This is a genomic window from Microbacterium sp. FW305-3-2-15-F-LB2 (assembly GCF_058787255.1).
The window spans coordinates 2,005,265-2,025,077 of sequence record NZ_JBYSZO010000001.1 but is presented as its reverse complement, the minus strand read 5'-3'; the positions used below and the strand labels follow the sequence as shown (position 1 = coordinate 2,025,077).

The window sequence follows — 19,813 nt, the reverse complement described above, 5'->3', positions numbered from 1 at the left end:
AGGCCTTCGGGGGAGAGGGGTGCGATGCACCGAGCCGAAACCCTCTCACCGTAACGGAGCGGCGTCGGCCGGCGGTCGCGGATGACCGTGCGTTCCGTTCCTTCAACACTGATAGAGGCGACTCAACCGCGTCATAGGAAGCGCACAGCATCGGGAGTCATGGTTGATCTCGCCTGGAAGAAGGAGCACCCCATGAGCGACACCACGGACGACCGTCCCGAGGGTACCGAGCACCGCCCCACCATCGACGCGGCCGCGCAGGGCGCGGTCCCCACGTCGCACGAGACCCCCACCGACGCTGCGCCGGCAGCGCCCGCGACCGAATCCGCGCCGGCGGTGCCGCCGGTGCCGACCCGGTCGCCCTCCGATGCTGCGGCCGCGTGGCCGCCGCCCGCGCAGGGCCCGACGCCCGCGACCCCGCAGCAGCCCGTCACCCCGCACTACGGCACGCCTCAGCACCCGACCCCGCACGCACACGGGTATGCCGCGGCGCCCACCGGTGCGACCGCCCCGACCGGGCAGGCGTTCGGCCCCGCCGCGGGCGGGACCTACGGCACCCACCCCACGCTGACTCTGCCCGAGTCCGAGGCCACGAAGCCCCGGAAGAAGGGCTCGGGAACGAAGATCGCCGCTCTCCTCGTCGCGGCCGCACTCGTCGGCGGCGGTGCGGGTCTCGGCGGCACCTACGCGGGTCTCGCGCTGTGGGGCGGATCCGACGGCGCTGCGGCTTCCGGTCCCACGGCCATCACCGTCAACGACCACGGCGACGTCAATGCGACCGCGGCCGTCGCGTCGAAGGTGGTTCCGAGTGTCGTCACGATCAGCGCCAGCGCCGGCTCCTCCGGCGGGACCGGTTCGGGCGTCATCCTGAGCGACGACGGCTATGTGCTGACCAACACGCACGTCGTGACCCTCGACGGACAGACCGGCGACGCGTCGTTGTCGGTCACGACCTCCGATGGGCGAGTCTTCAAGGCGAAGGTCGTGGGGACCGATCCCACGTACGACCTCGCGGTGATCAAGCTCGAGAACGCGTCGAACCTCACCCCCATCGAGTGGGCCGATTCGTCGAAGCTCAACGTCGGGGACAACACGATCGCGATCGGCGCGCCGCTCGGTCTTCCGAACACCGTCACCACCGGCATCGTCAGTGCCCTCAACCGCTCGATCCAGGTCGCATCCTCGGCAGCGCCGAGCGACGGCTCCGACTCCGGTCAGGAAGGCCAGGGCGGTCAGCAGGGCGGCGAGAGCCCGTTCTTCTTCGACTTCGGTCAGGGTCAGCAGGGCAGCGGCCAGGCGACCCAGACGATCAAGATCGCCGTCATCCAGACGGATGCCGCCATCAACCCGGGCAACTCCGGCGGCGCACTCGTCGACGACGAGGGCAAGCTGATCGGAATCAACGTGGCGATCGCCAGCGCCCCCGGCGCTTCGTCGTCGGGCGGACAGTCCGGCAACATCGGCGTCGGCTTCTCCATCCCGTCCGACGTCGCCAAGCGCGTGTCGCAGGAGATCATCGACAACGGGTCCGCGACCCACGGGTTGCTGGGTGCGAGCGTCCAGGATGCCGCCTCGGTCCAGGGGGCGACCACGACCGGCGCCTACGTCGCCGACGTGACCGCGGGCGGCGCCGCCCAGGCCGGCGGTCTGCAGAAGGGCGACGTCATCACCGCGTTCGATGGCATCCCGGTCACCAATTCCGTGGACCTCACCGCCCAGGTGCGCGCGCTCGCCGCCGGCTCGCAGGCGAAGGTGACGTATCTCCGCGGCGGTAAGGAGAGCACCGTCGACGTGACGCTGGGAACCATGCAGCAGAACTGATATTCGACGAAGACGCCGCCCCGCGAGACATTCGCGGGGCGGCGTCTTTCCTTTCCGGCTCTCGCTCAGTCCGGGAGGGGTGCCAGGCGTCCGATGGCCGCGAGCGGGATGCGCACCCAGTCTGGGCGGTTCCGCGTCTCGTAAATGGCCTCGTAGACGGCCTTGTCGAGCTCGAAGGCGGACAGGAGCGCGTCGGATGCCCGGTTCTCGTCCCCGACCGTGTCGAGGTAGCCGCCGAGAAACGCTTGCTGAGCGTCGATGACCCACGCACGGACGGCAGCACCGTCGTCGTCGGCAACCGCGCCGGAGACGTAGTCGAAAGAGCGCAGCATGCCCGCGACGTCGCGCACGGCGAGGTCGGGAGCGCGCCGCTCGGCGATCGGACGGAGCGGCTCGCCCTCGAAGTCGAGCAGCACCCATCCGTTCGCGGTAGTGTGCAGGACCTGACCGAGGTGCAGGTCGCCGTGGACGCGCTGCAGCGGGGGCCACGGGGCCGCGAGCGCTTCCGCGTACACCTCGCCGATGCGCTCGACGTAGCGTCCCAGAGCAGGAACCTCGGCTACCGCGATGGCGAGGCGTCGCTCCCATGCCGCCGCGACGCGGGACCGGACCTCGGCGTCGGGGGCGACCGTGGGGAAGATGTCGGCGAGGGACACGTGCATGCGCGCGACGCTCTCGCCCAGCGCGCGAGCCGGTGCGGAGAAGTCGTCGCCAGCACTGGCGGCCTGAAGTGCCACGCGCCACGCGTCCTCCACCCCGTCGAAGAATTCCTGTGCGAAGGCCAGGGAGCCCGTGACGGATTCTCCGCTCGCCGTGGTCCACGCGCCCTGCACCTCACCGATCGCGGCGGGGACGAACGTGGCGCCGCCGGCCGCGAGGGCCGACTGGAGCTCGACATCAGGGTTGATGCCCACGTTGACCTGACGGAAGAGCTTGCAGATCACCGGGTGAGCGCCCACGGGTCGGAAGATGATCGAGGTGTTGGATTGCTCGCCGCTGAGCACGCGCGCCGGAACGTCCGACACCAGTTCTGAGGAAGGAGCGGTCAGGGGAACGCCGACGAACCCCCCTTCCCCCGAGGATGCCGTGCCACCCACCGACACCAGTCGGAACAAGAGGTCGGTGAAGGCGGGATCCGTGGCGGCATCCGACCACACCCGTCCATCGTCGCCCGGCCCGATGAGGCTCCCCGGCAGGACGACATCGGGGTCGCGTTGCGATACCGGCACCTGGTAAACCGCCGAGGGCGTCACGGCATCGTCCCGCACCAGCAGGACCCGCGTCGCCGGAGTCTCGAGCGGCCAGTCCGCGACGAGCGTCAGCCGAGGATCGCGGCCCTTCGTGCCGTACCAGCGCTGTCGCGGCATCCACGCGGCCAGGAGATCGAGGAGGTCGTCCATGCGGCGAGGCTAACGCGATCCGGTGAGGCCCGCCCAGGTCTTGCGCGCAGGACGAGACGATGACAATGGGTCAGGACGCGGCCGTGTCCTCGTCGTCCCGCTTGCGGCGCGGCAGAGCCTTACGGGCGACGGAACCCGTGCGCCGGCCCGCCGACCCTACGGCCCCCGCGATGGCGCCACCGACGCGCTGCATTCCGCCGGCAGCGCGGCGCTCCAGCTTCGCCGCACCGGGCCGTGGCTCGAGGTCCTGCGGCAGGATCTCCGGCGGGGAACCGAAGGCGCGCCGCGAGGTGACGAGCACCCGTCGTCCGAGGATGTTGTTGCCGGCCCCGCCCACGACGGCACCGACGCCGAAGGGCAGCGCCTTGCCGAGCCACGATGCTCCACCGCGCGCGGCGAACTGTCGCGCGAACGTCGTCTTGAGCCGGTCGACGAGCGGCCCCACGGCGGCACGCGGAAGCGTCTTGGTGACCAGATCGCCCCAATAGCTCGAGCGTGTCGTTCCACGGCCAGCCGCCTGCGCGGCCAGTTGCGACACGAGGTCGACGCCCTCTTTGCCGAGCATCAGGGTCAGCACGAGCGCTCGCGCGCGATCGGGGTCTTCCACAGCGACGCCGTGCACCTCTGCGACGGACTGAGCGAAGAGCGCGGTGGCCTCGAGGAATCCGACCGTCTCGACGCCGCTGAGGGCCAGCGTCACGCCCGTCCCGATACCCGGGACCACGGCTGTCGCGCCGACTGCTGCACCGCCCGTGGTCACCGCCGCCAGATACCGGCGCTCGAGGATGCGCAGGATCTCCGCCGGCGACGCGTCCGGGTGGCGGAGGCGAATGCTGCGCAGGTGCGCGAGCACGGCCGGGCGCTGAACCGTGAGGACGCGGTCGAGCATGCGGATCGTTCGGGGATGCTCTTCGGACCCGGCCGGCGGCAGCCCACCCTTCCAGGGCGAGTCGTCGGGCAGGGAGTGGATGCGATGCACCTTCTCGGCCATGGAACCATCCTGCCTCTCCCGATCGGCGGCGGTGGGGCCTTGACGACCGCCCTCGCAGAGACGATGAGGTTCGGGCGGACTCGCTGTTCGCGGGCCGATCACGACGCCGCGGGCCGGGGCCACCTCCGATTTCCCTCACAACGGACCGTGGGCCTCGGTGGTGTCCGAGGGGGTTGATAGCTTGTAGTGATGACAGCGTCGCTGCCGCAGCCCCCTGAGTCCGCCTCCGCTGGGTCGGAGGACGATGCGGCGAGCGTCGACGCCTCTCCCTCGCCCCCGCCGCGTCCGAGGGCGCCCCGTCGGCCTGCCGCCGGCTCGGCTTCCTCGTCGGCCGGATCGGAGGCCGCTGACGCCGACACGCCGGAAGGGAACAAATCCGCGACGCCGCGCGCCTCGTCTGCCCGTAACGCCGGAGCGGCTTCCGCCGCGCGCAGTCCCCGCACGCCCGCGGCGAAGAAGCCTGCAACGCCGCGGGCGGCATCCGCGAAGAAACCTGCCACGCCCCGGGCCACGTCCGCACGGAAGCCGGCGGCCCCACGCGTCGCGAGCGACGAGGAGGCGAAGGCCCCGCGCGCCACTCCCGCTCGCAAGCCCGCGGCGCCTCGCGCGTCGAGGGCCAAGAAGCCGCCGACGGCCGCCACCGCGAGCCCGTCGCGCGAGACGCCGTCGCCCGTCGTCGATCCCGGCCCTCCGCCGCCGCTGCCCGCCAACCTCATCGTGCCGCCGCGTCCGCCTCTGCCGGCGGACATCGAGCCAGCTGCTCCCGCGGTCGACGCCGGAGTTCCCGCGGTCGATCCGACTCCGGCCGACGTTGCGGTCGAGGAGCCGAGAACCGCGGAGCCCGAGTCGGCCTCAGTGGATGAGCCCGACGTCGATGTGTCGGTTGTCACGGAATCGGCGGATGACGTCCTGGTCGCCGAAGAGCCGGTCCCCGACGCGCCGGTTTTGGAGCAGCCGGTCGTGGACGAGCCGGTTGCCGCGGAGACAGTCGCGGACGTGCCGGTTGCCATGGAGCCGGCTTCCGACGAGCCTGTCGCGGAAGAGCCGACCGCCGACGAGCCCGAAGCCGAGGCGCCCGTTCCGGAGGCAGTGGCTGCCGAGGAGCCGACCGCTGACGATCCGAAGACAGGTGTCACGGTTCTCGACACCGCAGAGCCTCCCCGGGACGAGTCCGCCGAGAGCACCGCGGGGGCAGATCCTGTCGTCGTCGAGCCCGACGCGGAGCGGGCCATGCCTGGAGAATCTGCGGACGGCGACGACGGAAGCGCCGGAGAGGCAGCGGCGGAGCCCGCGGGACGCGAGATGGCCGACGCGCCGGTCGAGGCCACCGCTCCCGCCGAACTCACGGTCGACGAGGCGCTGGAGGATGCGATCGTCGACACGGGGGAGCCCGGAGCCGCCCCGAAGACCACCGATTCGCATGAGGAGGCAGCGCCGACGACGGCGTCGGACGTGCCCGCCCTGCGCCTGCGCAACATCACCAAGAACTTCGGCGAACTCCGCGCCGTCGACGGTGTCGACCTCACCGTCCCCGCAGGCTCTTTCTACGGGCTCGTCGGGCCGAACGGTGCCGGGAAGACCACGACGCTGTCGATCATCGCGGGGCTCTTGCGTTCCGACGGGGGCACGGTGGAGATCAACGGTCTCGACGCGTCCCGCAAGTCGCGTGCGGCCAAGAAGATGATCGGCGTGCTGCCGGATCGCCTCCGAACCTTCGATCGCCTGACGGGTCGGCAGCTGCTGTCGTACTACGGCGCGCTGCGCGGGCTCCCGTCACCGGTGGTCGAGAGCCGTGCCGCGGATCTCGCGCGCGCTTTCGATCTCGTCGACGCCCTTGGTCGTCCCGTGTCCGATTACTCGGCGGGGATGACGAAGAAGGTCATGCTGGCAGGCGCGATGATCCACTCACCGCGACTTCTGGTGCTCGACGAGCCGTTCGAGGCCGTCGATCCCGTCTCCAGCGCCGTGATCCTCGACATCCTGCGCGCCTACGTCGAACACGGTGGAACCGTGATCCTCTCCAGCCACGGGATGGAGCTCGTCGAGCGGGTCTGTTCGCGGGTCGCGGTGATCGTGTCGGGACAGGTCCTGGCCGAGGGGACCGTCGACGAAGTTCGAGGCGAGTCGACACTCGAACAGCGGTTCCTGGAACTCTCCGGGGGACTCGGCGACGTGGAGGGCCTGGAGTGGTTGCACACGTTCTCCGCCTGAGGCTCGCGATGATGATCGGCGCCCTCCGGGGTGACCGCGATCATGTCCTCCGTCGGTCCGTCGGCGTCTTCGTCCTCGTGTCGGTCACGGTGTTCGCCGCCGTGAACGTTCTCGCGCTGGCCGACTCCGGTCGACTGACGACGGCCGTGGTGACGGTGCTCGCGGGGTCCGCGGTGACGCTCGGCTTCGCCGTCGCGCCTCCTGTCACCGCATCGGTCGATCCGCTCGACCCCAGACGATTCGGGGTGGTCGGCCCCGAGCCCCGCCCTCTCGCGGCGGCGCTCCTGCTCGCTGGTTTCCTCAGCGTGCCCGTCTGCGTCGTTCTCGTGCTCTCGATCAGTCTGGCGGTCGTGTGGACGGCTCATGGTGCTGCCGTCGGCGCGAGCATCGTCTCCGTCGTGCTCGGACTCGCGACGTGTGTGCTGCTGGCCCGGGTGAGCATGGCGCTCGGCACGCTCGTGCGCCGCCCCCGGCAGTCGCGCGAACTCCTCGGCGTCTACCTCGTCGCGGTGCTCGTCGTCGTCGTTCCCGTGGGAATCTTCCTCGGATCGCTCGAGTGGCGTGGCGCCGTTCCCCCGCAGCTCGTCTCCGCCGCCGAGGTGCTGGCCTGGACGCCCGTCGGGGCGGCGTGGAGCATCGCCCTGGCACCGTCGGCCAGTGCCGCCACCGGCAGCATCGTCGTCGCGGTCGTGACCGTCCTGCTTCTCGCCGCGGCATGGTTCGCGCTCGTGCGGGTGCTCCTGACGACGACGCCTCGCCCGGTGACCGTTCGTGAACGCGCCGGCCTGGGATGGTTCGCGTTGCTTCCCGGTACCCCCGGCGGCGCCGTCGCCGCCCGCAGCCTGTCCTACTGGTTTCGCGATCGACGCTACGTGGTGAACGTCGTGGTCGTCCCGATCGCCGCGGTGGTCTCGACACTCCCTCTGATCGTCGCCGGCGTTCCGGTGGAGCTCGCCGTCCTGCTCCCCGCGCCGATCATGGCCCTGTTCCTGGGGTGGTTGCCGCACAACGACCTCGCATACGACTCCACGGCCCTGTGGATGCATATCGCCAGCGGGGTGCGCGGGCTGCCCGACCGCCTGGGTCGTCTCGTCCCCGTGCTCCTCATCGCCCTGCCGCTTCTTGCCGTCACCGTTCCGCTCGCCATCGCCATCCACGGTCGCTGGGCCTTCGCTCCCGCGCTGGTGGGTGTCTGCGCCGCACTGCTTCTTTCCGGACTGGGGCTTTCGAGCGTCGCCTCCGTGATCGCCCCCTACGCGGTGTCCCGACCCGGCGACAGTCCATTCCAGCAACCTCAGCGCACCGGGTCCGGCGGTGTGGTGGCGCAGGGGCTTGTGATGGTCGGTGCGCTGCTGTGCGCGGCCCCGGCCATCTGGTTCGCGTGGCAGGCGGTGGCCTCCGACACGGCTGACGCACTCCTCGCCCTGTGGACGGGCTTGGGGATCGGTGCGGCCGTCTTCGTGGCGGGTGTCGGTATCGGGGCCGTGCAGTTCGAGCGACGCGGAACCCGCCTGATGGAGTTCGCCGAGGCCACGTGACGCACCGGCGTCGGGTCCGGTGGTTTCGCCGATCTGTCCTCTTCCTGCGGTCCGCGGCTACACTGGCACATCATGAGCACGCCTCTCGACCGACCGGACAGCGGGGGTCTCGCGACCCTGGATCGCGAGCTCGAAGAGCTCATCCGCGAGGAGAACATCGAGCCCGGTGACCACGAGCGGTTCTCGCACTACGTCAAGAAAGACAAGATTCTCGAGTCCGCGCTGACCGGCAAGCCGGTGCGCGCGCTGTGCGGCAAGAAGTGGACTCCGGGGCGCGACCCCGAGAAGTTCCCCGTGTGCCCGCAGTGCAAAGAGATCTACGAATCCCTGAACGGCTGACGGCGGCCCGCTTCAGCTGATCGTGATGCGCGTCGTCGACGACGTCGAGCCGTCATTGCCGTAGATCGTCAAAGTGAACGTGTATTCGCCGGGAGGCACGGGGAACTGTGTCTTGCCGGGATACCACCGCACGTCCTGTGCGTACCCGCCCAGCGTGATCATGAGCGAGCCGCTCAGCGAGCTCGGACCGAGCGGTCCCGATACCCGAACGATGTAGGGGACGACAACGATGCTCGGGTCGGGCGTCGGCCACCACACGAGGTTCTGGTCGTAGAGAGCCGTCACGTAGATCACGATGGGCCCGCGGTTCGAGTTCGTGGCGGGGTCGTATTGCGACTCGTTGATCACGGAATAGTCGGGCCCGATCCGGACTTTCGACACCGGGACGGTTCGCCCGGACTGTGCCACGGCCGGCACGAAGGTCGAAGCGATCGCGGGTGCGGTCCAGGCCACGGTGCTGAGGATGGCGCGGCGAGACGCGGTGGCGCGCCGCTCCGGCTGGGCATCGTCGGTCATGGAACTCTCCGTTCGGTGCGCTTCTCGCTCCGCGGCCCGCGCAACGCGCACGACGGGGCGAGATTCCTACGTTGCGTACCGAGTAGGCGCGGCACCCTTGCTCGCGACCGACGCTCACCCGCCGATGCCCGTGGTCTCATCCGTCGGGTCTCGGACCGTCGGGGCCGAAGGCCCACCGTTGCCGCGTTCAGGCCTGCGCGTAGTCGGTCGGCAGCGCCGGTTCCGATCGGCTGAGTGCCAGGGCCCGAACGGGCAGTTCCTCACGCACGCGCGCGTGGTGGGCGCGCGCGGTCGACACGCCGTGCGGTCCGAGCGCAGCGGCATCCGGTTCGCCGTCCACCATCAGCGGAACCTGGAGCGCACGGGCGTCCGGGTGCTCCGCGGCGGTGGCGAGTTCCTCGAAACCGTCGCTGACGACGATGAGCTCGGATGTGGCGGTCCCGGCGTCGAGGGTACGGAAGGCCGCCTTCCGACCGCCGTGCGACGCTTTCTGGGCCGACGCCTTCGCCACGGGAACCCATGAGCCGTCGCTGTCGGCGCGGGCGACGAGCTTGAACACGAGCCCGGCCGTCGGGGCACCGGAGCCGGTGACGACCGATGTCCCCACGCCGTAGCTGTCGACGGGTGAGGCGGCCAACGCCGCGATGGCGTATTCGTCCAGATCGCTGGTCACGGTAATCCGCGTGCTCGTGGCCCCCAGTTCATCGAGGAGCGACCGGACCTCTCCCGCGACGATCGGGAGGTCGCCCGAGTCGATCCGAACTCCTCCGAGGTCGGTACCGGCCACCCGGATGGCGGTGCGAACGCCTTCGGCGATGTCGTAGGTGTCGATCAGGAGGGTCGTGTCCGTGCCGAGCGCCTCGATCTGCGACCGGAAGGCGTCTTCCTCGCTGTCGTGCAGCAGGGTCCACGCGTGCGCCGCGGTGCCCATCGTTGGGACCCCCCACCGGCGACCCGCCTCCAGATTGCTGGTCGCGGAGAACCCCGCGATGTATGCGGCCCGCGCTGCCGCCACCGCCGATTCCTCCCCGGCGCGGCGCGAGCCCATCTCCGCGAGCGGACGATCACCCGCGGCCACGCTCATGCGGGCGGCAGCCGTGGCGACCGCGGAATCGAAGTTCAGCACGCTCAGGGCCAGGGTCTCCAGCACGACGGCCTCGGCGAACGTGCCCTCGATCGTGAGGAGCGGCGAGCCGGGGAAATAGATCTCACCTTCGCGGTAGCCGGTGATCGACCCCGTGAAGCGGTACCCCTCGAGGAAGTCGAGGGTGGTGGCATCCACGATCCGGTTGTCGCGGAGGAACCGCAGTTCGTCGTCGCCGAAGCGGAAGTCGCGGATGGCGTCGAGCAGGCGTCCCGTGCCCGCGACGACGCCGAACCGCCGCCCGCCGGAGAGGCGTCGACCGAAGACTTCGAAGACGCAACGCCGGTGCGCGGTCCCGTCGCGGAGCCCCGCGTCGAGCATCGTGAGTTCGTAGCGATCGGTGTGCAGGGCCGTACTGCGGGTCATGGCGCCAGCCTATGCCGCGGCCGGTTGCGGCAGCGCCCCGAGGTACCGGGCGAAACTCCTGAGTTCTCGACCCATCGGCGGGGCCGCAGGCGTCGAAGCCGGCTTCGTGCAGGCATTCGCAGGAGTTTGGCCCACGAACGGCGGGCGCACCGAGGCCGGGTGCCGCCCGATGGGTAGGCTGGATGCCTATGAACGACGCGCCGATCGGCATCTTCGACTCGGGGGTCGGTGGTCTCACCGTCGCCCGCGCGGTCTCGGCGCAGCTGCCGCGGGAGTCGATCCTGTACATCGGCGACACCGCTCGTTCCCCCTACGGACCGAAGCCGATCGCCGACGTCCGGCGGTACGCGCTCGAGGTGCTCGACACCCTCGTCGAGCAGGGCGTGAAGATGCTCGTGATCGCCTGCAACACGGCATCCGCAGCCATGCTCCGCGACGCGCGCGAGCGCTACGACGTCCCGGTGGTCGAGGTGATCGGACCCGCCGTCCGCACGGCGATGTCGACCACGCGCAACGGTCGTATCGGTGTGATCGGCACGGTCGGGACGATCGGATCGCGCGCGTACCAGGACATGCTCGAGGTCAACGAACGCCTCACGGTCTTCGCCGAGGCAGCGCCGCGGTTCGTCGAGTTCGTCGAGGCGGGTGTCACCGACTCGCCCGAGGTGCTCACCGTGGCCGAGCAGTACCTCGCGCCCCTGCGCCGGGCAGGGGTCGACACGCTCGTCCTCGGGTGCACGCACTACCCGTTCCTCGAAGGTGCCATCAGCTACGTGATGGGGCCCGAGGTGAGCCTGGTCTCCAGCGACAGCGAGACCGCGAAGGACGTGTACCGCCAGCTGGTCTCGGGTGATCTGCTCGCGGGTCCGGATGCCGTTCCCACCCACCGCTACGAGGCCACCGGCGCCTCTGCCGACGAGTTCGTCCGTCTGGCCCACCGTCTGATGGGTCGCGAGATCCGCGATGTTCAGCTGGTCCAGACCGGCGCCATCGACCTGCCGCGCTGACGCGTGGCATCCGTTCCCGTTCCCTGGAGGACCACATGACCCGTAAAGACGGCCGTACCGACGACCAGCTGCGCCCCGTGACAATCGAGCGGGGGTGGTCGGCGCACGCCGAGGGTTCGGCGCTCATCACGTTCGGCGGCACGAAGGTGCTGTGCACGGCGTCGTTCACCAACGGCGTGCCGCGGTGGCTCACCGGCAAGGGCAAGGGGTGGGTCACGGCCGAGTACGCGATGCTGCCGCGCGCCACGAACAGCCGCAACGACCGCGAGAGCATCAAGGGCAAGGTCGGCGGGCGCACCCACGAGATCTCGCGCCTGATCGGCCGCGCCCTCCGCGCGGTCGTCGACACCAAAGCGCTCGGCGAGAACACGATCGTGATCGACTGCGACGTCCTGCAGGCCGACGGCGGCACCCGCACCGCGGCGATCACGGGTGCGTACGTCGCCCTCGCGGATGCCATCGCCTGGGGCCGCGAGAAGAAGTTCATCGCGCAGCGCTCCGAGGTGCTCGTCGACTCGGTGTCGGCCGTGTCGGTCGGGATCATCGACGGGACGCCGATGCTGGATCTCGCCTACGTCGAGGACGTGCGGGCCGAGACCGACATGAACGTCGTCGTCACCGGCCGCGGGCTGTTCGTCGAGGTGCAGGGAACAGCCGAGGGCGCGCCGTTCGACAAGCGCGAGCTCGACCAGCTGCTCGAGCTGGGCGTCAATGGCTGCGCGCAGCTGCGCGACCTGCAGACCGCGGCGCTGAACGGCTGACATGGCGCGCATCGTTCTCGCCACGCACAACCCGCACAAGGTCGAAGAGTTCCAGGCGATCGTCGCGGCCACCCGACCCGACCTCGAGGTCGTGGGCTACGACGGACCCGAGCCCGTCGAGGACGGCGTGACCTTCGCCGCCAACGCGCTCATCAAGGCCCGCGCCGCCGCCGCCCACACGGGGCTTCCGGCCCTGGCGGACGACTCCGGGGTCGCCGTCGACGTGCTCGGCGGTTCGCCCGGAGTGTTCTCCGCCTACTGGGCCGGCCACAAGAAGGATGCGACGGTCAACCTGGAGCTGCTTCTCGATCAGCTCTCTGACGTGGCCGATCCGCACCGCACGGCGCAGTTCGTTTCCGTGATCGCGCTCGTCCGTCCGGATGGGACCGAGGACACCGTCGAGGGGCGGTGGCCGGGACGCCTCGCGACGGCGCCGGCTGGACCCGGTGGTTTCGGATACGACCCGATCTTCGTGCCCGACGGTCAGCCCGCGGGGGCCGAGCGCACGGTCGGCGAGTGGTCGGCTGACGAGAAGAACGCGCATTCTCACCGGGCACGGGCATTCCGCAGCCTCGTGCCGCTCCTTCAGACGCTCTGACGCCGCCGAGAGCGAAAACCGCTCTCATTCCCGACTAGGCGAAAACGCCTCCGCCCACCGGGACGCGGCTCTAGCCTGGATCCATGCACGATCACGCACCCGCCGGCGGCATCCGCGATGCCGGGAACCGACGTTTGCTCGCGATCGCGCTGAGCCTCACCGCGACGGTGATGGTCGTGCAGGTCGTCGGGGCGATCCTCACCGGATCGCTCGCGCTCCTGGCCGACGCCGCGCACATGTTCACCGACGCTGCAGCGCTCGTCGTCGCTCTGATCGCAACGGCCATCGCCGCGCGGCCCGCGGATGATCGGCGAACGTTCGGGTACCAGCGTGCGGAGGTGCTCGGGGCGCTCGTGAACGGCATCGTGCTCATCGTGCTGAGCCTGTGGGTCGCGTTCGAGGCGGTGCAGCGGCTGCTCTCGCCGGGTGAGACCGAAGTGCAGGGTGGGCTCATGCTCGTCGTGGCGGTCGTGGGCCTGCTCGCGAACGCCGTCTCGATGTGGCTGCTCGGCCGGGCGCAGAAGCGCAGTATCAATGTCCGGGGCGCGTATCTCGAGGTTCTCGGCGACCTCATCGGCTCGGCCGCGGTCATCGTCGCGGCGATCGTGATCGTCACGACCGGCTTCGTCCAGGCGGATGCGATCGCCTCGCTGTTCATCGCGGTGATGATCGTGCCGCGAGCGATCGGTCTCCTGCGCGAGGTCATGGCCGTGCTCACCGAGTCCGCGCCGACGGGTGTGCAGGTGGCCGAGATCCGGCGTCACCTGCGGGAAGCCGACGGAGTCGTCGACGTCCACGATGTGCACGTGTGGCAGCTGACGCGGGGGGCGCCGGTCTTCAGCGCTCACGTCGTGGTCGAAGAGGCGGCCCTGACGGACGGTCGCGCCGCGCGCATCCTGGGGTCGCTGCAGCACTGTCTCGCCGACCACTTCGACGTCGAGCACTCCACGTTCCAGCTCGAACCCGCCGGTCACGTCGAGCACGACGCGCAGCACGCGTAGCGCTCAGTCCTCGCGCACGATCTCGGCCGGGCTCTTGTCGGGCCGCAGCCCGCGCCATCTCGCCTGACGCAGGATGCCGCCGGGGGTGAACTCCGCGAACTCCACTTCTCCCACCAGCTCGGGTCTGACCCAGAGGGCGTCGCGGGCGTCCGCGGCCGGCACCCCGACGAAGGGATCGGCATCCGTCCGGAGCGGCTCCAGCAGTCCCGAGAGACGCGCGAGCGTCTGTTCGCCGAAGCCGGAACCGACGCGCCCGGCGTACTGCAGTCCGTCCGCGGTGGGGACGCCGACCAGCAGCGACCCGATCGTGCCCGAGCGGTTGCCCTTGCCGGGACGGATGCCGCCGACCACGATCTCCTGCGTGCGGGAGTGCTTGACCTTGAGCCACCGGTCGGACCGTTGACCGCGGCGATAGGGGGAGCCGGGGTCTTTGACGACGATGCCTTCGAGACCGAATCGTCCGCTGGCGGCCAGCGCCGCGTCGACGTCGTCGAACACCGGCGGGACGACGACGACGGCTGTCGCCGTCCGCGCGAGATGCTCGAGGGAGGCGCGGCGTTCGGTGAGGGGCAGCGCGGTGAGATCGCGGCCGTCGGCCTCCAGGACGTCGAAAAGATAGAGCTGCACGGGGGTTCGGGCGGCCTCGCTCGCAATCTCCCGGGTCTGCACGAGGTTCATGCGCTTCTGCAGGAGCGGGAAGCTCGGGCGTCCCTGCGGGTCGAGCGCGACGATCTCGCCGTCGATCACCGCCGGGGCGGAGCCGAGACCCAGGTCGACCGAGGTCAGCTCGGGGTAGGCGGCGGTGAGGTCGTTGCCGTTGCGCGACCGCAGCCGCAGACGGCTCCCATCCCAGACACCGATGCCTCGGATTCCGTCCCACTTCATCTCCACCCACGGCGCGCCCCAGCGATCGGCGGAGGCCCGCGCCAGCCCTGCCGTCGAGGAGGTGGCGAGCATGGGACGCAGATCTGCGGGCGTGGGAGGAGTGGTCTTGGCGGGGGCGGCGGCCGCGGAGGGCGCGGCATCCGGAAGCGGCACGACGACGTCTCCGTCGCTCTGCGGGCGGCCGTCAGCATCCGTCTTCATGCGGTGCAGCAGCCACTGCGACTTCTCGCCCGACCCCTGGGTGCGGATGAGCGCGACGCGGACGCGGCCGAGCGGTCCGTCGGTGCGTCCGGTCAGGGTCGCGATGACCTCGTCGTCGCGCCACTTCTCGAGCTCGTAGGTGCCCGTGTCCCAGACGGTCATGGTGCCGGCGCCGTACTGTCCACGAGGGATCTCTCCCGCGAAGTCGAGGTACTGCATCGGGTGATCCTCGGTCATGACCGCGAGGCTGTTCTTGCCCGAGGTGGCCGGCACGCCCTTCGGCACGGCCCAGCTCACGAGAACGCCGTTGCGTTCGAGCCGCAGATCCCAGTGCAGACGCGAGGCGTGGTGCTCCTGGATGACGAACCGGGGGAGCCCGTCGCCCGCGGACTCCGCGTGCGGAGCGTCGGGCACCGGTTCGGGTGTGCGCCCGGCGGTGCGCTTGGCGATGTAGGCACGGAGCGGTCCGTCGACGGAGTCGATCGCGGCAAGCGGGTCGCCCGAGCGGTCGAGCACTTCGTGGAACAGCAGGTGCCGGAGGCCCGGGTCGTCGAGCTCCGCCCATGTCCGCGGCGCGGCGACCGTGGGTTCGGCGCGGCCGCGCAACGAGTACGGCGCGATCGTCGTCTTCGAGCCGTTGTTCTGACTCCAGTCGATGAACACCTTGCCCGGGCGCGCGGCCTTCGACATCTGGCTCACGACGAGGTCGGGATGATCCGCTTCGATCGCGCGCGCCAGCTCTTTCGCGACCGCGCTCACGGCATCGCTGGATTGACGGCCCTCGAGGTGCGCGTACAGGTGGATGCCCTTGCTGCCACTGGTGACCGGCAGGGGGTCGAGGCCGATGTCGAGCAGGATTGCGCGCGCCCACCGTGCGACCTCGGCGCACTCGGCCAGACCCACGCCGGGACCGGGATCGAGGTCGAGCACCAGACGGTCGGGGTCCAGCCGGGTTCCGTCCACGTCGAAGCGCCACTGCGGCACGTGGAGCTCCAGGCTCGCGACCTGCGCGAGGTAGATCAAGGTCGGCACGTCCTCGACCAGGGGGTAGTCCTTCGCCCCCGAGGAATGATCGATCGGATGCCGCGGCACCCACGCCGGCGCGCCGGGTTCCAGCGCCTTCGCGAAGAACGGCTCGCCGGGGTCCGCCGCCGTCCCCACACCGTCGGGCCACCGCTTGCGAGTCACCGGCCGACCGTGGACGTGGGGGAGCAGCCGGGGAGCGATGCGGCTGTAGTAGTCGATGACCTCGCCCTTGGTGGTCCCCGTCTCCGGGTACAGCACCTTGTCGAGGTTCGACAGGCGCAGACGGCGACCGTCGATCCGCACCGTCTGCTCCGCCATCGCCCCAGCGTAGAGCGGCGGAGGGGGCGGATGCCGCCGGGTTGCGCCCAGCGCCCGGGCGAACCTCCTGACTTTCGCGGCTGTGAGGTGCAGTACGCCGTCCGGTGGAGCGCGGTGCCCCCGTTTCTCAGGAGTTTGGTCTGCGGCGCCGGGGTGGCAGGAGAGGGGAGGACCCACGAAGGGACCGCGCAAGGGTCTCGGCATCCGGGGTGCCGGGGGTGTTCACTGGACTCATGCGATCGATCTGGAAAGGCGCGCTGACCTTCGGCCTGGTCAACGTGCCCGTCAAGGTGTACTCGGCCACCGAGGATCACGACGTGCCGCTGCACCAGGTGCACAACAAGGATGGTGGGCGCATCCGGTACCAACGCATCTGCGAGGTCGACGGCGAGGTCGTGCCCTACCAGGACATCGACCGGGCGTACGACGACGGCGAACAGACCGTCGTGCTGACCAAGGACGACCTCGCGTCGCTCCCGAGCGAGCGCAGCCGCGAGATCGAGGTGGTCGAGTTCGTGCCGAGCGACCAGGTCGATCTGCTCACGCTCGACAAGGCCTACTACCTCGAGCCGGATTCCTCCTCGCCGAAGGCGTACGTGCTGCTGCGGAAGACGCTCGAGCAGACCGACCGCACCGCGATCGTGAGGTTCTCCCTCCGCCAGAAGACGCGCCTTGCGGCCTTGCGCACCCGCGGCGACGTGCTCGTGCTGCAGACCTTGCTCTGGGCCGACGAGGTGCGCGCCGCGGAGTTCCCGGCTCTCGACGAGGACGTGCGCATCTCGGCGAAGGAGCTCGAGATGTCGGCATCCCTCGTGGAGAGCTTCTCGAAGGACTTCGATGCGGAGGAGTTCGGCGACGAGTATCAGCGCGAACTGCGCACGCTCATCGACGCGAAGCTCGAACAGGGCGACGCGATCGATACCGCTGCGACCTTCGGAGAACAGGATGCCGAAGACGACGGCGGCGAGGTCATCGACCTGATGGAGGCGCTGCGGGCCAGCGTGGAGCGCAGCCGCGCGGCTCGATCGGGGAAGACCGACGAGCCCGCCAAGAAGAAGGCGGAGCCGAAGAAGAAGGCGTCGAAAGCGTCCTAGCCGCGCTCACCGCGCGGGGTGGTCGCCGTCTTCGAGCGTCTTCGGGTCGAGCACGAGGGCTTCGGACTCGGCCTCCGACACCGTGCCGTGCCCGGCCGCTGCGTCACGCTTGGCTGCGGCACGCTCGCGGAAGTAGTGGATGGCGATGAAGATCGCGGTGCCCGCGACGGCGGCGAGCAGGATCACGTCGATGTACTCGGTGACGATGTCGCGCACGAAGGGGATGTAGCCGACCGCGTAGCCCAGCATCGTCAGACCGATGCCCCACAGGATCGCTCCGATGAGGTTGTAGAGCGTGTACTTGCGCCACGGCATGTGGCCGACACCGGCCGCGATGGGGGCGAACGTGCGGACGACGGGCACGAAGCGGGCGAGGATGACGGTGATCCCGCCGAACCGCTCGAAGAAGGCGTTGGTGCGCTCGACGTTCTTGCGGCTGAAGATCCCGGACTCTTTGCGTTCGAAGATCGACGGCCCGGCTTTGTGGCCGATGAAGTACCCGACCTCGCCGCCGATGAAGGCCGCGACACCGATGGCGAGTGCGACCCACCAGGCGTTGATGCCGAAGACGCCGTTGGGCGCCGCGGGAGTCGAATGCGACAGCAGCCCGGCCATGATGAGCAGCGTGTCGCCGGGCAGAAGGAAGCCGATCAGCAGACCCGTCTCGGCGAAGATGATGAAGCACACCACCAAGAGCGCCCAGGGCTGGGAGTTGGTGATGATGGCGGCCGGGTCCAGCCAGGGGAGCAGGCCTGCGGAGTGGATCACATCGGTCCCGTCGGGTCAGGAGAAACGGTGTCGTGGAAGGGATATCCGTGCGGAAGGGGGGACTTGAACCCCCACGCCCGAAGGCACAGGAACCTAAATCCTGCGTGTCTGCCGGTTTCACCACTCCCGCGAGTGCCCTCATTCTAGGGCCGGGCGTGCGCCGCTCCATGTGAAGAGGCCGTCAAGAGCTGACGACGGTCCCGCCGAGAACGGTCGCCGCGGTGCGGGTCTCGTGGATGGCATCCTCGGGGCCCGTGAAGGGGTCGCGGTTCGCGATCGCGAGGTCGGCGCGCTCCCCGACGCGGAGCACACCGCTTCCCACGCCGAGGAGCATGGCCGAGCCGCGGGTGTAGGCGTCGATCGCGACCGCGAGGGGGAGCGACTCCCCGGGGCCGAGGGATTCGGCATCCGCCTCTCCCGGTGGGCGGCGGGTGACCGCGACATGGATGCCCTGCCACGGGTCGAACGTGGAAACCGGCCAGTCCGAGCCCATCGCCAGGTCCGCTCCGCTGCGGGAGAGCGAGCCGAAGACGTAGAGCTCGTCGCCGCGGTCGGGACCGATGAGCGGGAGCGTGCTCTGCCGGGCGAGGGCGGTCGCGCACGCCCAGAACGGTTGCGCGTTCGCCGTGACGCCGAGGGCGGCGAAGCGGGGTACGTCGTCGGCGTGGATGAGCTGAATGTGCGCGATGTGGTTGCGCACCGCGCGGCGTTCGGCGGTGGGCACGGCGGCGAAGGCATCGAGGGCGTCGCGCACGGCCGCGTCGCCGATCGCGTGCACGTGCACGGCGATGCCGGCCGCGTTGAGCGCCGCGACCAGGCGTGTCGTGAGTGCCGGGGAGAAGTACCCGCGACCGCGGTCGTCGACCCCGCAATAGGGCTCGAGGAGGTGCGCGGTGCGCGTCTCCACGATGCCGTCGAGCATGAGCTTCGCGGTCGCGCTGGGCAGCCCGGCGGCGGTCAGTCGCGCGGCACGCTCGACGGTGGCGGCGACGAACGCGTCGATGCCCTCCTCGGTGAGATCGCGCGGCACCCACTGCGCACCGGTCGCCCGACCTTCTAGGCCGCCGGTCGTCAGCAGCCGCAGGTACGCGTCGGTGAAGTCGGGGAATCCGCCGTACGCGCCGAGCGCCGCTTCCTGCCATCCCGTGATCCCCGCGGCGAGCAGGTCGCGCGACAGACGCAGGATGCCACGGGCGACATCCTCCGTCCGGGGCTGGGGGAGCAGCCGGGCGACGAGCTGCGCTGCTCCGTCCCGAAGAGTGCCGCTCGGACGACCTGCGGCGTCGCGTTCGATGCGGCCGTCCTCCGGGTCGGGAGTGTGCACGTCGAGACCCGCCCGTTCGAGCGCCGCGGTGTTCGCCCACGCCGCGTGATGATCGGCGTCCAGGAGGAGCGCCGGTCGGTCGCCGACGAGCGCATCGAGGTGGTCGGCGCGGGGGCCTGCGGCAGGGAAGAGGGTCGGGTCCCAGCCGCCGCCGACGACCCAGGCGTCCGTGTGTTCCGCCGCGAAGGCGCGGATACGGGTGTCGATCTCGTCGATCGATGCGGCCCCGGCGAGATCGCAGCGCAGCGCATCGACCGCGCCGACGCCCAGGTGGACGTGCGCGTCGACGAACCCCGGCGTGACGAGCCCGCCGCCGGCGTCGAGTTCCTCGGCGCCGGGCCCGACCTCCGCGCGGACGTCAGCGATCTCCCCGATGGCGGCGATGACGCCGTCGCGGATGCCGATGGCCGTGCGACCCGGTATCCGTGCGTCGGGGAGGAACGGGACGCCGTTGGCGATCACGAGAGAGCCCATGACCACAGTCTGCCGACCCTCGGCGTGACA

General features: G+C 70.3%; 16 protein-coding genes and 1 tRNA gene. 9 read left to right on the top strand and 8 right to left on the bottom strand.

All coding sequences use genetic code 11. The annotated features are described in order from the left end of the window. The first annotated feature begins 192 nt into the window (after positions 1–192). The gene (locus AC3WLZ_RS09860) at positions 193–1,821 is read left to right on the top strand and encodes a S1C family serine protease (protein WP_492469902.1); all 1,629 of its coding nucleotides are present in this window, start codon (positions 193–195) and stop codon (positions 1,819–1,821) included. A gap of 65 nt (positions 1,822–1,886) precedes the next feature. On the opposite strand, the gene AC3WLZ_RS09855 is transcribed toward AC3WLZ_RS09860, so the two are convergent. Together AC3WLZ_RS09855 and AC3WLZ_RS09850 are read right to left on the bottom strand one after the other, a co-directional pair. Then, a complete protein-coding gene (locus tag AC3WLZ_RS09855; RefSeq protein ID WP_492469901.1) occupies positions 1,887–3,221 on the bottom strand; it encodes a maltokinase N-terminal cap-like domain-containing protein in 1,335 nt (444 codons plus the stop codon). Positions 3,222–3,291: 70 nt separating this feature from the next. Continuing rightward, entirely contained in the window at positions 3,292–4,212 is a 921-nt protein-coding gene (locus AC3WLZ_RS09850) for a hypothetical protein (RefSeq protein ID WP_492469900.1), read from the bottom strand. Positions 4,213–5,067: 855 nt separating this feature from the next. Between AC3WLZ_RS09850 and AC3WLZ_RS09845 the strand changes: the two genes are divergently transcribed. From AC3WLZ_RS09845 to AC3WLZ_RS09835, 3 genes are all read left to right on the top strand, one after another. Then, positions 5,068–6,423, top strand: coding sequence for an ABC transporter ATP-binding protein (locus AC3WLZ_RS09845; RefSeq protein WP_492469899.1), 1,356 nt, complete (start codon positions 5,068–5,070; stop codon positions 6,421–6,423). An 11-nt stretch (positions 6,424–6,434) separates the two neighbouring features. After that, positions 6,435–7,961, top strand: coding sequence for a hypothetical protein (locus AC3WLZ_RS09840; protein ID WP_492469898.1), 1,527 nt, complete (start codon positions 6,435–6,437; stop codon positions 7,959–7,961). A 72-nt stretch (positions 7,962–8,033) separates the two neighbouring features. Then, positions 8,034–8,300 carry a DUF3039 domain-containing protein gene (locus tag AC3WLZ_RS09835; RefSeq protein WP_077051737.1) on the top strand — a complete coding sequence of 89 codons (267 nt, stop codon included), beginning with the start codon at positions 8,034–8,036 and terminating at the stop codon, positions 8,298–8,300. Positions 8,301–8,312: 12 nt separating this feature from the next. On the opposite strand, the gene AC3WLZ_RS09830 is transcribed toward AC3WLZ_RS09835, so the two are convergent. After that, complete coding sequence (locus AC3WLZ_RS09830) at positions 8,313–8,816, bottom strand: hypothetical protein (protein ID WP_492469897.1); 504 nt, start codon at positions 8,814–8,816, stop codon at positions 8,313–8,315. Between the two features lie 187 nt (positions 8,817–9,003). After that, positions 9,004–10,326 carry a nicotinate phosphoribosyltransferase gene (locus AC3WLZ_RS09825; RefSeq protein WP_412924787.1) on the bottom strand — a complete coding sequence of 441 codons (1,323 nt, stop codon included), beginning with the start codon at positions 10,324–10,326 and terminating at the stop codon, positions 9,004–9,006. 188 nt (positions 10,327–10,514) lie between these two features. On the opposite strand from AC3WLZ_RS09825, the gene murI reads away from it, so the two are divergent. From murI to AC3WLZ_RS09805, 4 genes are all read left to right on the top strand, one after another. After that, positions 10,515–11,333 (top strand): glutamate racemase, encoded by an 819-nt coding sequence (gene murI / locus AC3WLZ_RS09820; protein ID WP_492469896.1) that lies wholly within the window; start codon positions 10,515–10,517, stop codon positions 11,331–11,333. Positions 11,334–11,368: 35 nt separating this feature from the next. Further along, positions 11,369–12,094 (top strand): ribonuclease PH, encoded by a 726-nt coding sequence (gene rph, locus AC3WLZ_RS09815; RefSeq protein WP_492469895.1) that lies wholly within the window; start codon positions 11,369–11,371, stop codon positions 12,092–12,094. 1 nt (position 12,095) lies between these two features. After that, complete coding sequence (rdgB, locus tag AC3WLZ_RS09810; protein WP_492469894.1) at positions 12,096–12,692, top strand: RdgB/HAM1 family non-canonical purine NTP pyrophosphatase; 597 nt, start codon at positions 12,096–12,098, stop codon at positions 12,690–12,692. A gap of 83 nt (positions 12,693–12,775) precedes the next feature. Further along, entirely contained in the window at positions 12,776–13,693 is a 918-nt protein-coding gene (locus AC3WLZ_RS09805) for a cation diffusion facilitator family transporter (RefSeq protein ID WP_492469893.1), read from the top strand. Between the two features lie 3 nt (positions 13,694–13,696). Here AC3WLZ_RS09805 and AC3WLZ_RS09800 read toward each other — a convergent pair whose 3' ends face one another. Next, positions 13,697–16,123 carry an ATP-dependent DNA ligase gene (locus AC3WLZ_RS09800; RefSeq protein ID WP_492469892.1) on the bottom strand — a complete coding sequence of 809 codons (2,427 nt, stop codon included), beginning with the start codon at positions 16,121–16,123 and terminating at the stop codon, positions 13,697–13,699. A 233-nt stretch (positions 16,124–16,356) separates the two neighbouring features. On the opposite strand from AC3WLZ_RS09800, the gene ku reads away from it, so the two are divergent. Next, positions 16,357–17,217, top strand: a complete 861-nt coding sequence (gene ku / locus AC3WLZ_RS09795; RefSeq protein ID WP_412924781.1) for a non-homologous end joining protein Ku — start codon at positions 16,357–16,359, stop codon at positions 17,215–17,217. 6 nt (positions 17,218–17,223) lie between these two features. On the opposite strand, the gene AC3WLZ_RS09790 is transcribed toward ku, so the two are convergent. The 3 genes from AC3WLZ_RS09790 to AC3WLZ_RS09780 form a co-directional block, all read right to left on the bottom strand. Next, entirely contained in the window at positions 17,224–17,985 is a 762-nt protein-coding gene (locus AC3WLZ_RS09790) for a DedA family protein (RefSeq protein WP_412924780.1), read from the bottom strand. A gap of 48 nt (positions 17,986–18,033) precedes the next feature. Then, positions 18,034–18,115, bottom strand: a tRNA-Leu gene (locus tag AC3WLZ_RS09785). A 51-nt stretch (positions 18,116–18,166) separates the two neighbouring features. After that, the gene (locus AC3WLZ_RS09780) at positions 18,167–19,783 is read right to left on the bottom strand and encodes an amidohydrolase (protein ID WP_492469891.1); all 1,617 of its coding nucleotides are present in this window, start codon (positions 19,781–19,783) and stop codon (positions 18,167–18,169) included. Between the last annotated feature and the right edge of the window lie 30 nt (positions 19,784–19,813).

What these genes read in the sequence shown, in the direction of transcription:
- AC3WLZ_RS09805 (WP_492469893.1), top strand. Translation starts at nt 12,776, where the DNA reads ATGCACGATCACGCACCCGCCGGCGGCATCCGCGATGCCGGGAACCGA.
- ku (WP_412924781.1), top strand. Translation starts at nt 16,357, where the DNA reads ATGCGATCGATCTGGAAAGGCGCGCTGACCTTCGGCCTGGTCAACGTG.
- AC3WLZ_RS09850 (WP_492469900.1), bottom strand. Translation starts at nt 4,212, where the DNA reads ATGGCCGAGAAGGTGCATCGCATCCACTCCCTGCCCGACGACTCGCCC.
- AC3WLZ_RS09855 (WP_492469901.1), bottom strand. Translation starts at nt 3,221, where the DNA reads ATGGACGACCTCCTCGATCTCCTGGCCGCGTGGATGCCGCGACAGCGC.
- rdgB (WP_492469894.1), top strand. Translation starts at nt 12,096, where the DNA reads ATGGCGCGCATCGTTCTCGCCACGCACAACCCGCACAAGGTCGAAGAG.
- murI (WP_492469896.1), top strand. Translation starts at nt 10,515, where the DNA reads ATGAACGACGCGCCGATCGGCATCTTCGACTCGGGGGTCGGTGGTCTC.
- AC3WLZ_RS09780 (WP_492469891.1), bottom strand. Translation starts at nt 19,783, where the DNA reads ATGGGCTCTCTCGTGATCGCCAACGGCGTCCCGTTCCTCCCCGACGCA.
- AC3WLZ_RS09840 (WP_492469898.1), top strand. Translation starts at nt 6,435, where the DNA reads ATGATCGGCGCCCTCCGGGGTGACCGCGATCATGTCCTCCGTCGGTCC.
- rph (WP_492469895.1), top strand. Translation starts at nt 11,369, where the DNA reads ATGACCCGTAAAGACGGCCGTACCGACGACCAGCTGCGCCCCGTGACA.
- AC3WLZ_RS09830 (WP_492469897.1), bottom strand. Translation starts at nt 8,816, where the DNA reads ATGACCGACGATGCCCAGCCGGAGCGGCGCGCCACCGCGTCTCGCCGC.
- AC3WLZ_RS09800 (WP_492469892.1), bottom strand. Translation starts at nt 16,123, where the DNA reads ATGGCGGAGCAGACGGTGCGGATCGACGGTCGCCGTCTGCGCCTGTCG.
- AC3WLZ_RS09835 (WP_077051737.1), top strand. Translation starts at nt 8,034, where the DNA reads ATGAGCACGCCTCTCGACCGACCGGACAGCGGGGGTCTCGCGACCCTG.
- AC3WLZ_RS09860 (WP_492469902.1), top strand. Translation starts at nt 193, where the DNA reads ATGAGCGACACCACGGACGACCGTCCCGAGGGTACCGAGCACCGCCCC.
- AC3WLZ_RS09825 (WP_412924787.1), bottom strand. Translation starts at nt 10,326, where the DNA reads ATGACCCGCAGTACGGCCCTGCACACCGATCGCTACGAACTCACGATG.